13 protein-coding genes are annotated in these 12,154 nt (G+C 69.3%); 9 read left to right on the forward strand and 4 right to left on the reverse strand.

What is annotated here, in order from left to right:
* Nucleotides 1-23: 23 nt before the first annotated feature.
* The 4 genes from QQS16_RS39280 to QQS16_RS39295 form a co-directional block, all read right to left on the reverse strand.
* Complete coding sequence (locus tag QQS16_RS39280; RefSeq protein ID WP_286067413.1) at nt 24-632, reverse strand: response regulator transcription factor; 609 nt, start codon at nt 630-632, stop codon at nt 24-26.
* A complete protein-coding gene (locus QQS16_RS39285) occupies nt 629-1,795 on the reverse strand; it encodes a sensor histidine kinase (RefSeq protein ID WP_286067414.1) in 1,167 nt (388 codons plus the stop codon). The genes QQS16_RS39280 and QQS16_RS39285 overlap by 4 nt, the downstream gene beginning before the upstream one ends.
* Nucleotides 1,796-1,929: 134 nt before the next feature.
* A complete protein-coding gene (locus QQS16_RS39290; protein ID WP_286067415.1) occupies nt 1,930-2,694 on the reverse strand; it encodes an ABC transporter permease in 765 nt (254 codons plus the stop codon).
* Nucleotides 2,691-3,650, reverse strand: coding sequence for an ABC transporter ATP-binding protein (locus QQS16_RS39295; RefSeq protein ID WP_286067417.1), 960 nt, complete (start codon nt 3,648-3,650; stop codon nt 2,691-2,693). Before QQS16_RS39295 ends, QQS16_RS39290 begins: the two co-directional genes overlap by 4 nt.
* A gap of 244 nt (nt 3,651-3,894) precedes the next feature.
* Here QQS16_RS39295 and QQS16_RS39300 point away from each other — a divergent pair, with 244 nt between their 5' ends.
* The 9 genes from QQS16_RS39300 to QQS16_RS39340 all read left to right on the forward strand — a co-directional run bounded on the left by QQS16_RS39300 (nt 3,895) and on the right by QQS16_RS39340 (nt 11,499).
* The gene (locus QQS16_RS39300; protein ID WP_286067418.1) at nt 3,895-4,068 is read left to right on the forward strand and encodes a hypothetical protein; all 174 of its coding nucleotides are present in this window, start codon (nt 3,895-3,897) and stop codon (nt 4,066-4,068) included.
* Between the two features lie 44 nt (nt 4,069-4,112).
* Complete coding sequence (locus QQS16_RS39305) at nt 4,113-4,283, forward strand: hypothetical protein (protein WP_286067419.1); 171 nt, start codon at nt 4,113-4,115, stop codon at nt 4,281-4,283.
* Between the two features lie 58 nt (nt 4,284-4,341).
* Nucleotides 4,342-4,521 carry a hypothetical protein gene (locus QQS16_RS39310; protein ID WP_286067420.1) on the forward strand — a complete coding sequence of 60 codons (180 nt, stop codon included), beginning with the start codon at nt 4,342-4,344 and terminating at the stop codon, nt 4,519-4,521.
* A 184-nt stretch (nt 4,522-4,705) separates the two neighbouring features.
* The gene (locus tag QQS16_RS39315) at nt 4,706-6,541 is read left to right on the forward strand and encodes an alpha/beta fold hydrolase (RefSeq protein ID WP_286067421.1); all 1,836 of its coding nucleotides are present in this window, start codon (nt 4,706-4,708) and stop codon (nt 6,539-6,541) included.
* A complete protein-coding gene (locus tag QQS16_RS39320) occupies nt 6,538-7,152 on the forward strand; it encodes a hypothetical protein (RefSeq protein ID WP_286067423.1) in 615 nt (204 codons plus the stop codon). Before QQS16_RS39315 ends, QQS16_RS39320 begins: the two co-directional genes overlap by 4 nt.
* Nucleotides 7,153-7,281: 129 nt before the next feature.
* Nucleotides 7,282-8,046, forward strand: a complete 765-nt coding sequence (locus QQS16_RS39325; protein WP_286067425.1) for a class I SAM-dependent methyltransferase — start codon at nt 7,282-7,284, stop codon at nt 8,044-8,046.
* Nucleotides 8,047-8,087: 41 nt separating this feature from the next.
* Nucleotides 8,088-8,267 carry a hypothetical protein gene (locus QQS16_RS39330; RefSeq protein ID WP_286067426.1) on the forward strand — a complete coding sequence of 60 codons (180 nt, stop codon included), beginning with the start codon at nt 8,088-8,090 and terminating at the stop codon, nt 8,265-8,267.
* A complete protein-coding gene (locus QQS16_RS39335; RefSeq protein ID WP_286067427.1) occupies nt 8,264-9,997 on the forward strand; it encodes an ABC transporter ATP-binding protein in 1,734 nt (577 codons plus the stop codon). Before QQS16_RS39330 ends, QQS16_RS39335 begins: the two co-directional genes overlap by 4 nt.
* Nucleotides 9,994-11,499 carry a phytoene desaturase family protein gene (locus QQS16_RS39340; protein WP_286067428.1) on the forward strand — a complete coding sequence of 502 codons (1,506 nt, stop codon included), beginning with the start codon at nt 9,994-9,996 and terminating at the stop codon, nt 11,497-11,499. Before QQS16_RS39335 ends, QQS16_RS39340 begins: the two co-directional genes overlap by 4 nt.
* The last annotated feature ends 655 nt before the right edge of the window (nt 11,500-12,154 follow it).

Here is a 12,154-nt window from a genome sequence, read left to right on the forward strand (position 1 = left end):
TCAGCATGCCGCTCCCTGGGAGTTCAGCGGATCCAGCCGTGCTCGCGGGCGATGTGGATGGCCCCATAGCGGTTCTCGGCGCCCAGTTTGTTGGTGGCGGACGAGAGATAGTTCCGCACGGTGCCCACCGACAGCGCTGCGCGCTCGGCGACCTCACTGACGGAGGCTCCGTCGGAGGCGAGCATGAGGATGTCGGCCTCGCGTGGCGACAGCGGGGAGTCACCGACGCTGATCGCGTCGGCTGCCAGGAGAGGATCGATGTAACGGCTGCCGGCATGGACCGTACGCACGATCTGCGCGAGGTCCTGCGCGGAGACCGTCTTCGGCACGAAGCCCCGCACCCCTGCCTCCAGGGCCCGCTTGAGGTGACCGGGCAGACCGTGGCTGGTGACGATGAGGGGCTTGCAGTCCGGCAGGGCCTCGGACAGCGTCGAGGCTACGTCGATGCCGTCCTGTTGCGGCATCTGAAGGTCGAGCACGGCGACGTCGGGGCGGTGCTTGCGGGCCTTGGCCGCCGCTTCGGAGCCGGTGGAGGCCTCGGCGACGACGTCCAGGTCTTCTTCGAGATCCAGGAGGGTGGCGAGTGCGCCGCGGATGAGGTGCTCGTCGTCGGCGAGCAGGATACGGATCATGATGTCGCCTTCTGCTCAGAGTGGGTGGGGAGCCGGATCACGAGCCTGTAGGTGTTCTCCGACCCCGGACCGTGCCGAAGGCTGCCGCCGAGCGGGGCCAGGCGTTGGGCGAGGCCTCCCAGACCGGTGCCGGCCTGGGAGCCGGGGGAGTGGGCCCGGTCGTTGGCGATGAGGAGCTCCGTACCATCGTTCTCCGTGAACCGGATGGTGCAGTTCCGTGCGTCCGAATGACGGAGGATGTTGGTGACTCCCTCGCGAATGGCCCAGCCCAGCACGGACTCGGCCTCGTTGGACAGCCCCGGGGGCAGATCGCTCTCGATGGTGCTGGTGATCCCCGCGGCCTGCAGGACCGATCGGGCACCGGCCAGCTCGCCGGCGAGATTCGTCGTCCGGTAGCCGCGTACGACCTCGCGGATCTCTTTCTGTGACTGGCGGGCCAGGCGTTGCACCTCCACCATCTCGGAGCCGGCCCGGGGATCGTTCACCTCGCCGAGGCGCGCGGCGAGTTCGCTCTTGAGCGCGATGACGGCGAGGTTGCGTCCCATCACGTCGTGCAGGTCGCGTGCGAAGCGCAGTCGCTCCTCGGCGACCGCCAGTTGCCCCTGGGCCTCGCGGGCCGCGTCGAGCTGCCACATGACGGCCAGGTACCAGGCGGAGGACCGCAGGGTCAGGCCGATCACCAGCCAGCTGGCGGCGACGGCGCAGGCGGTCGGGAACGCCTGGTGAAGGGGGAAGCCGGTGGTCGCCGCCGCGACGAAGGTGAACGCGCACACGGCCGCGCCGGAGGCCGAGTAGGTGCGCACACTCGTGCCGTTGAGGACCGCGGCCAACGGGGCTGCGACCAGTACGCAGTAGTAACCGGTGGCACCGGACTCGGGCCAGCCCATGCGGTGCAGCACGGGCAGAACGGCGAGTTGGAGGCAGGAGAGCACGACTACCGTCGCGGTCAGACCGCGCAGGGTGCCGCGGTGGCCGATTCGGTGCGCCAGGACGACGGTGGCGAGAACCGACTGTGTGACGAACACGGTCACCAGGGCCCACGACAGCGCAGCGGAGACCGGTCTTTCCTTGAGGCTTTCGGTGACGGGTTCGGCGAAGGACAGGAGGAAGAACCAGGGGATGGCACACAGTGCCCACCGGGTGGAGCGGGTGACGCGCTGCATGGAGGTGCGATGGTGCGGGGAAGCGGTACCCCTGGACGGTTCGGTTTCCTGTCCCATTGCGTCCGTTCTCCTGGTGTGGCGTCCGGGCGTGGACCGCCTGGCCGGCGGTGATGGTTCCGGTCGGCGGAGATGGTTCAGCTGCGGGGTTCCCAGCGGAACCACCGTTTGACCGCCAGGACCGACAGTGCGCTCCAGATTGACGCAATCAGGAGGTTCACACCGGCCTCGCCTGCCGTGCTCTCGCCGTTCCAGCCTGTCTGGATCAGTTCTATGACGGGCGTCAGGGGCAGCCACGTGCAGACGGCCTGCACCGCTTCCGGCATCACTTCCAAGGGGAAGAGCATTCCGGACCCCATCAAAAAGACGATCATGCCCGGGATGATCGCGACCTGGGCGCTCTCGGAGGTCTTCGCCATCGCGGAGGTGGCGGCGGCCATCGCCGTCATCACCACGATGCCGAGCAGGACGCCGAGGACCGCCAGGTGCGGAGCCCGCGGCGCGGGGACATCCGCGACGAAGGAGATCCCGAGCGCCAGCAGGAGACACTGGGCGAGTCCGGTGAGTGCCATGGGAACAGCGGCACCCAGAAGGATCACCACATCGCTCACCTCCCCCGTACGCAGCCGCTTCAGCAGGAGTTCGTCGCGGCGCGTCGCGTACACGGGAGTGAGCGTGTTGTAGACGGCCATCACCAGGACGATGCCCAGGGACATGGAGATCAGGGTCGCTCCTGCTTCTCTGCCTGCGTCGGCCTGGCCCGTCGCCGTCATCATGGGCTTCAGGGCCACAGTGAGCAGTACGGGCACGAACAGCACGGTGAAGAGATTCGTCTTGTTGCGAGCCAGGAGCGTGAGTTCGGCACGGCCGAGAGCGGTCAGATGGGTGAGGGCCGCGTTCATGAGCGGGTGGCCTCCGTCTCCATGGCACCGTTCCTGGCGATGTGCATGAACGCCTCCTCGAGCGACGCCGACCGGGCGTTCAGTTCTTTGAGTTCGATCCCTTTGTCACGGGCCCAGACAAGGGCCTCGGTGGTGGTGAACTGCAGGTCCATGGTGGACATGTGAACGCTGCGGCCCTCGGAGCCGGTCAGCGTGGCGCGCAGGCTCTGGGGTGAGGGAAGGTCTTCCGCGTCGAATCCGGGCGGCAGCCGGAAGGAGAGCACCGAAGGGTGGGTGGCGACGATGTCGGCCACCGTCCCCGAGGCCGCGATCAGGCCCTCGTTCATGATGGCCAGGCTGTCGGCGAGGAGTTCGGCCTCTTCCAGGTAGTGCGTGGTGAGGACGACCGTCGTGCCGCGGCCCCGGAGTTCGCGGATGATCTCCCAGGTCTCCCGGCGCCCCTGGGGGTCCATGCCGGTCGTCGGCTCGTCGAGGAAGAGAACCTCCGGGTCGCCCAGGGTGGCGAGGGCCAGATCCAGCCGGCGCTTCTCGCCGCCCGAGAGGTTCTTGACGCGCACGTCCGCGCGGTGGTCCAGACCCACCATCGCGAGTGCCTCGGTGATCGGACGCGGCCTCGCGGTGCAGCCCTTCCACATGCGCAACGTCTCGGCCACCGTGAGATCGGGGGCGAATCCGCCCTGCTGCAACATGACCCCGGTGCGCGATCTGACCCTCTTGCGCTCGTGGTAGGGGTCATGCCCGAGGATGCGGATCGACCCCGCGGTGGGGGCGGCCAGGCCTTCGAGTAACTCGACGGTGGAGGTCTTGCCTGCGCCGTTCGTGCCCAGGAGCGCGAAGAGTTCGCCCTGGGCGACGCGGAAGGAGACTCCGCGCACGGCGTCGAAGCCGCCAGTGCCCTTGGCGCCGTACCGGCGCCGAAGGTCTGTGACCTCGATCACATTGGGGGTGGTTTCCATGGGTCCATCATCCAATCCGTCGGTGAGGCCGCCCAGTGAGATCCCTCATGACTTCACCTGATAAATGTCATGGGTCGAAATGACAAATGTCATTGGTTTGGAATTGAAGCTTCCGCTCTCCCGTGTGACCTACGTCATATCGAACTAATCTCGGTAGTGCTTCCATTCCTACCCGGCGGCCGGCGGGCGCCCGGCGGCTGCTCCCGCGTAATTCCGTAGCACGCTCCCTGAAAAAGGAGACACGATGCTCGACGAAGAGTTCGCACGTCAGCTGGAGAGCCTGGGTGTGCTCTCCGAGGAGAATTCCGGCCACATCGAGCAGGGCGCGTCCCCGGTGCTGGCCACCCCCGCGCTCGCCTTCGCCGGGGGCGCCGCCCTGGTCGGCGGCGCGTATGCCCTCGGCAACGCCATCGGCTGACCTGAGAATCCGGAAGAACCAGGACTAGGAAACGGGAGAATCTGGTGAACGACATCATCGAGTACATCAACGAGGACGCGGAGATGGCGGCCATCGAGATCGAGGAGGTCGAGGGCACCGTATTCGGTGGCCAGGCTCCGGTTCTGGCCACTCCCGCGGCCATCGCGACCGCTGCCTTCGCCGGCGGTTTTGTTATCGGCCGGGCTGTCGGCTGACCAGGATCGATCGCGCAGGTAATTTCCTCCGGCACAAGCGAGAACCAAAGGAGACACAGTGACTGAGCTCAGCACGCAGGTGAACGAGTCGGTCGTACTGGCGGAGACCGAGATATCCGCTCCTGAGGGCCAGATCTTCGCGGGCGCGACTCCGGTGCTCGCGACGCCGGCCGCCTTCCTCGGCGGCGTGGCGGTGTCCTGCGCCGTGGTCGGTGCCTTCGAGGCCGGCCGGGGCTGATCCGGGCGGGCACGCCTGGCGAGCCCGAGCCTGACGCACAAAGCTCTGCCGGGCCAGAGACAAGGTCTGGCCCGGCAGAGCCGCGTAACCCCGTTCATTGCAGACGAGCTCGCAGATGTGGGTTTGGGAGGCCCTCGTGAAGCTGCCGAAGAGAATGCCATCCGCGCTGACCGGCCCGATTCCCGTGACCAGGTCGCGTGCCATCGGTGTCTCGGAGCGCCTGTCCGCCGTCACCACGCTGACGGCCTCGTTAGAATATCTGACCCAGCGTAAGCAGACGCGGCCGGGGGGCCTCAACCACTGGCCGACGGCCCGGGGCGTGCAGGGCCGGTCCACGCCCGTCACCCGCAAGCTTCTCGACATCATCAGCGGGGAGAAGACCACTGCCGCGCTGCATGCGGCCCGGGTCGCGGTCAGCGCCGGAATGCTGCTGCCCGGCAGCAGCCGCTGGCGTGGGGCGGGCAACCTCTTCCTCGGTGTCACCACCGCCGCGCTCTACCCGCGGCACCGCTATGGGACAGACGGTTCCGACCAGGTGTCGGTGCTGGTGCAGACGGCCACCGGCATGGCTCGCCTCTCCACCCGCCCGCAGACCCAGGACGCCCTCCTGTGGTACGTGGCGTTGCAGGCCAACGCCTCGTACCTGATATCCGGTTGGGTGAAACTGCTGGGCACGGCCTGGAAGGACGCCACCGCGCTCGGCGGGGTCATGCGGACCCGGACGTACGGTCACAAGCCCACTTACGAACTCACGCAGAAGTATCCGCGGGCGGCGAAGTACCTGACCCACGGCGTGCTCGCGCTCGAGTGCCTCTTCCCCGTGGCCTATCTGGCCGGCGGCCGGCTCGCCCGGCCGGTGATCGCCAGTGCGGGAACGTTTCATCTGGCGAACGGCCTCGTCATGGGGCTGGGCCGGTTCGTCACCGCGTTCATCTCCATGCACCCCATGGTCGCCTACACCTCTACCCCGAGGACGCACCCGTCGGTGGCCGGCCGTGACGACCGTGTCCTGCGCGTGGGTGCCGTGCTGCTGGCCGGTGCGGCCTCGGTGGCCGGTGTGGTCGCGGTGCAGCGGCGCATGCGTACGCTCGAAGGCTGGCCGCACTCCCGTCGGCTGATCACCCGTCATGGAAATGAACTGCAGTACGAGTTGAGCGAGGGAGACGACGAAGCCCTGCCGGTCCTGGTCTTCGCCGCCGGACTCGTCGCCACGTCCGAGCACTTCGCGTGGATCACGGAGAAGGTCGCCAAGGACAGCGGCTACGGCCTGGTCACGTACGCCCGTGCCGGGTACGCCGGCAGCAGGCGCCGGAGCACCTCCCCCTATCACCTGGACGAGTCGGTCGACGACCTGGTCGACCTGGTCCGTGGAGTCGTCCCGGAAGGACGCAGGGTCGTGCTGGCCGGGCACTCGCTCGGCGGTGAACTCGCCCGCCGCGCCGCCGTCCACCTCGGGGACCGGCTCCACAGCATCGTCTACCTGGACTCCTCCCACCCCGGCGAGCTGAACCGGTCGAACCAGCAGAGCAAGGCCGCCGAACGCCTCACCGGCGGCATGAACACGCTGGTGCACTCCCTCAACGCCGGCCTGGGCATCCTCATGGCACGGCCGGACTGGCTCGAGGCGCTGCCGGCCAACTGCCGTACGCGGGTGTTCGCCCAGTACACCGACGCCCGCCTCTGGGTCGCCGGCCACCGTGAGTGGGCCGCCGTCGAGGAGGAGTTCCGGGCCTTCGACGGGAAGCTGCCCGCCGTCGGTTCCCACGCCCTGGTGATCTCCGCGCAGCAGACCGTCGACCGGGACCCGGAGCAGTTGCTGATGCACAACGAGATCGCCGAGGCGCACCGCGGCACGGGACACCACGTGGAGAGCGTCGTGCTGGAGGGGGCTGACCACGATTCGCTGCTGACCGAGGCCCGGTTCGCCACCGAGGTCGGCAGCCGGATCATCGCGTTTCTCGACCAGGCCGAGGAGAAGGCCGCATCGCAGATGCGGGTCGTGGAGGAGGCAGGGCAGTGAAAGAGCTTCTGAAGGACGCCTTCACCGGTCCCGGGGCGACCGCGCGGATCGCCGGCGCGGCGATGCTGGTGGGCACCCTCGCCGTACAGCACCCGAATCCCACGTTCAACCGGCTCCAGCTCAAGGACACGTTCTCCGTGCTGCCGAACTGGCGGTTCTTCGCCCCGGAACCGGCGACGCACGACTATCATTTCTTCTATCGAACGCTGAACACCGCGGGTGAGACGTCACCGTGGCAGGCGGTCGACGTGATAGCCGGGCGGCGGTTCCGACAGATCGCCTGGTTTCCCAGCCGGCGGTCCGAGAAGGCTGTGTTCGACATCTGCAGCGAGATACTGGGGCTCATCGACAAGGGCTTCCCCACCGTCGTCCGCACACCGGGCTACCAGGTCATCGTCAGCCATCTGCGGCACCGGATAGCCCGTGAAGCACCCGCCAAGGGCTTCCAGTTCGCTCTGGCCCGCGCCACCGGCTACGACACCTCCACGGCCCCGGAGATGATCTTCGTCTCCCCGTACACACCCATGGAGCCGGGCTCCGCCCCCGCCCGTCCTCGCGGCCGGCGGCAACCCGGACGCGCTCCCACCACCCATGTCCCCTCACGCCCCTAGGAATCGTCATGAGCAATGTGGCCGTGTACATCGTGATCGGCATCGGCGCCTTGATCGCGGCAGCCATCGCCTACCGGAGTTTGAAGAAGTAGCGATCCGTCGACCGGCGGTGAGGAGGAGGGAACCAGCATGACGAGCATCGACGACATCGGTTACGGCCGGCAGTTCGACGGATGGTACGACCGGCTCTTTCCCAAGGACGGCCTGGCCGACCGGACGGCGAAGCAGTTGGCGTCCCTGCACCCGGACCCCGTGCTCGGCACCCTGGAACTGGGTGTGGGAACCGGCCGCATCGCCATCCCGCTCTCCCGCGTGACCGGCCGGGTCGTAGGCGTGGACAGCTCCCCGGAGATGCTCTCGGCGCTGGAGAAGGACGTGGCGGCCACGAGCGCCGACGTGGAAGGAGTGCGCGGCGACATCCGCTTCTACACGGACGACCGTCAGTACGGGCTCGTCTACTGCGTGTGCGGCACCCTGTCCATGCTGCTCGACCCCGCCGACCAGCAACGAGCGGTGAGCCGGGCGGCCGAACGGCTCGCGCCCGGTGGGGTCCTCGTGGTGGAGACGCACAACAAGCCCGGCGTGCTCGCCCTGCACGCCGGACAGCAGCGGATGACGTATTTCGTCCCCTACCCGAGCCCCGGCACCGGACTGCAGACCCACTCGACGCTGGTGCCCGAGCAGGACCTGTGGCAGTGCTCGCACATCTGGTTCGAGTCGGACGGCACCTCGCGGGTCGGCACGGAGCTGAGCCGGCTCACCACGCCCGAGGAGGTCGACGCCTACGCCACTGCCGCCGGGCTCACGCCCGTAGCCCGTCACGCCGACTGGGACTCGTCCCCCTACACACCGCAGGGGCCGATGTTCGTGAGCGTCTACACCAAGGACGCGTGAACGGCAGCACCCGCAACCGCACCAGCACGAGGAAGGGGTCAGTGGTGGCAGCAAGCCGCGCGGCGTCGTTCACCGACGCGTTCGTCCTCGCCGTACCGGTCATGCCGGTGATGTTCCGTGACGGCGGCGAGTGCACCGGGCGCACCCCGGGCATGAGCCTCATGCCTGCCGCGAGCGCTGCTGTGATCGCCGCGACCACGGTCGGCGGGGGCAGGCAGTGAACACATCCGCGATCGTCCGTCGCCATCGGAGACTGCTCGGCATCGGCATCCTGCTCGGTCTGGCAGGCACCGCCGCCACCCTGCTCCAGCCCCTGCTCATCGGAGACCTGATCGAAGCGGTGGCGGCGGGCCGGTCCAAGACCGGGCCGATCGCGCTCATCACGGCCCTGTTCCTCGCCGACGCGCTGCTCGCCTCCGCTCACTTCTATCTGATCGGGCGAGCCGGCGAGAACATCGTCCTCGACATGCGGACCACCCTCACCGGCCGGCTGCTGCACTCCCGGATCCGGCAGTTCGGCGACCTCGAGCGCGGCGACGTGCTCACCCGCACCGTCTCCGACACCTCCCTCGCCCGGGTCGCCCTGTCCTCCTCCGTCTCCCAGATGATCACCTCGGCGTTCACCGCCCTCGGCTGCGTGGCGGTGATGGCGTGGATCGACTGGAGAATGCTGTTGGCCACCGCCGCCTGCCTGGGCACCGCCTCCGCGGTCGCCCTCGGGCTGGCCCGTGCCGTCCGCAAGGCCGCGGTGACCAACCGTCAGGACACCGGGGACTACGGGTCCGCTCTGCTGCGCGTGCTCAGCGCGCTGACCACGGTGAAGGCCTCCCGGGCCGAGAGGCGCGAGGCCGACCGCATCGGGGAACTGGCCACCGCCGCGCGGGACAGCGGGATCCGGGTGACCCGGCTGTCGGCGATGCTCATGCCCGCCATGAACGTCGGGACGCAGGTCTCCCTCGCCGTGGTGATCACCTGGGGCATGGCCCGCACCGCCACCGGGGTCCTGCCCATCGAGGATCTCACCGCGTTCGTCATGTACCTGTTCTACGTGGTGTCGCCTCTGGTGACGCTGTTCATGTCGATCGGGGAACTCCAGCAGGGCCGGGCGGCCATCGACCGGGTCGCGGAACTGGCCCGTATCGAGGTCGAGGACACCAGGGAGGCCCCGCAGGCGGTCGGCACCGGCGCGCCGGTGACAGGTGCCCCGGCCGTCGAGTTCGAGAACGTCACCTTCGGCTACACCGACACCGGGCCCCCTGTCCTGCGCGGGGTGTCCTTCTCGCTGCCGCCCACCGGTGTCACCGCCGTCGTCGGACCGTCCGGCGCGGGCAAGACCACCCTGTTCCAGCTCATCGAACGCTTCCACTCACCCGACCGGGGCACGATCCGGCTCGCCGGAGCGGACACGGCGACCATGCCGCTGCGCGAACTCCGCGGCCGGATCGGCCTGGTCGAGCAGGAGGCCCCCCTGATGCGCGGCACCGTCCGGGACAACCTCACCTACGCCTGCCCCGACGCCACCGCCGCGGAGATCGAGGAGGCGGTGGCGGCGGCCCACCTCACCGATGTCCTCGACACCCTGCCGGACGGCCTCAGCACCCGGTTGGGCGAAGGGGGAACCGGCCTCTCGGGAGGACAGCGGCAGCGGCTCGCCATCGCCCGGGCCCTGCTCGCGCGCCCCGACGTGCTGCTCCTGGACGAGGCCACCTCCAACCTCGACTCCGACTCCGAGACGGCACTGCGCAAGACCCTCACCGCCATCGGCGCGCACTGCCAGGTCCTCACCATCGCCCACCGGGTCTCCAGCACCGCCGACGCCGACCGCATCCTGCTGATCGAGGGCGGGCGGCTGCGCGCGAGCGGTACCCACACCGAGCTGATGGACCACGACAGCACCTACCGACGTCTCGTCGAGCAGCAGTTGGCCCACGCGACGGGAGGCGCGTCATGACGGACGCCGCGATCGTGGGCACCGGACCCAACGGACTGGCCGCCGCGGTCACCCTCGCCCGGGCCGGACTCCAGGTCTCGCTGCACGAGAAGGCCGACACGGTCGGGGGCGGGCTGCGCACCACGGCCCTGTTCGACAGCGACGTACAGCACGACGTCTGCTCCGCCGTCCACCCGATGGCCGCCGCCTCCGCGTTCTTCCGCCGGTTCGACCTGCCGGCCCGGGGCGTACGGCTGTTGCAGCCCGACATGCCCTACGCCCACCCCCTGCCCGACGGCCGGGCGGCGGCCGCCTGGCGGGACCTGACCCGGACCGCCGAGCAGCTGGGCGCGGACGGGCCGCGCTGGGAGCGCCTCATGCGGCCCCTGGTGTCCCGCTCCACCGCGGTCGTCGACCTGATCCTCGCCAGTCAGCGGACCTTGCCGGGTGATCCGGTCACCCCGCTGGTGCTGGCGCCCCGGATGCTGGCGCACGCCACGAACCGCACCCCGTTCACCACCGACGAGGCCGCCGCGCTGCTGACCGGCGTCGCCGCGCACGCCGTCGGCAAACTCCCCTCGCCGGCCTCGGCGGCCGTGGCCATGCTGCTGGCGCACACGGCCCACAGCAGTGGCTGGCCGCTGCCGGAAGGCGGCAGCGCCCGGATCGCCGAGGCCATGGTGGCCGACATCGCCGCGCACGGCGGCACGGTCCACACCGGGCACCACGTCCGCGATCTGGCGGAGCTGGGTGACGTCCCGCTGGTTCTGCTGGACGTGGGACCCAAGGAGTTCCTCGCCCTCGCCGGGCAGCGGCTGCCCGCCGGCTACCGGCGGGCGCTCGGCCGCTACCGGTACGGCCCCGGAGCGGCCAAGGCCGACTTCCTCGTCGACGGGCCCGTCCCCTGGGCCAATCCGCTCGTGGGCCGGGCCGGCACGGTGCACCTCGGCGGCACCCGCGCCGACATCCTCCGGCAGGAGACCGCGACGGCCGCGGGGGAGCGGGTCCCCGACCCCTTCCTGCTCGTCGTCGACCCCACCGTGACGGACCCGTCCCGGGCGGTGGGCGGCAAACGGCCCGTGTGGGCCTACGCACACGTGCCCAACGGCGACACCCGGGACCCCGTCGAGCTGATCCGGGACCGCATCGAGCGGTACGCGCCCGGGTTCACCGACACGATCCTCGCCTCGCGGGGACGATCGGCCGCCGAGTTCGAGGCGTACAACCCGAACTACGTCGGCGGTGACATCGCCGCCGGTGCCCTGACCCTGCGGCAGTCCCTGGCCCGGCCCACACTGCGCTGGAACCCGTACGCCACCCCGCTGCCCGGCGTGTACCTGTGCTCGGCCGCCACCCCGCCCGGACCGTCCGTGCACGGCATGTGCGGCCATCTCGCGGCCCTGTCCGCCCTCCGCCGCCACCATGGCATCCGCACGGCGCCGGATCTGTCGCCGGGGCCTGAGCGAGCGCGCGGGTGTGGTTCCGAGGAGTTGCCCGAGTTGCCGCACTCCGCCGGCGGCTGACCGATCGTCAGGCGCTCTCCGGGCGACCCGCGGCGAGCGTATTTTCCGGTGGGCGAGGACCGCGGGCTTCCGGCCGCCCAGGCGCGAGGCGGTGGGCGTGGCCGGGCGGCCTGGTGGCGGCTCTTGCGGGCCGTGCACCGGGCGGTTCACCGGAATGTCTCGGGCTCGCGGCGGAATTACTTCGCGCGGCCGACGCCGACCGGGAGTCGTCGCCTGCCGCCTCAGGGAACTGGAGTATGCGAGGAATTCCTTTCCCTGGGTTTCTGAGGGAGGAGCACATGCCATGGTGAGTCGTTTCCTGCTTTCTCCCTCCCGATTTCCGGGAAACGAGTGATCTTCGGATCTCCTGACCCCCATGGTTCCTGCCCTCAGTGCCCCGCGTCGGGGCTTCCTGCGCTTCGGTGTCGCAGCACCTCGCGGGCGCGTGTGACCTCGGTCACAGGAGGGGTGGGATCTCCGCCCCTGGTCGATCGGTGCCGGACCGCGCCCGACGGGACCCTCCATGGGCCTGTCTGATAAATGTCATGCGCTGGAATGATAAATGTAATGGCTATGGAATTGAGACTTCCGCTTTTCGGTGTGACCCACGTCATATCGAATTGCTTTGGTCGATGCTTCAATTTCTCAATGCATTTCCGCGGGTTGTTTCTCCTGC

The organism is Streptomyces sp. ALI-76-A (assembly GCF_030287445.1).
Classification (GTDB): Bacteria; Actinomycetota; Actinomycetes; order Streptomycetales; family Streptomycetaceae; genus Streptomyces.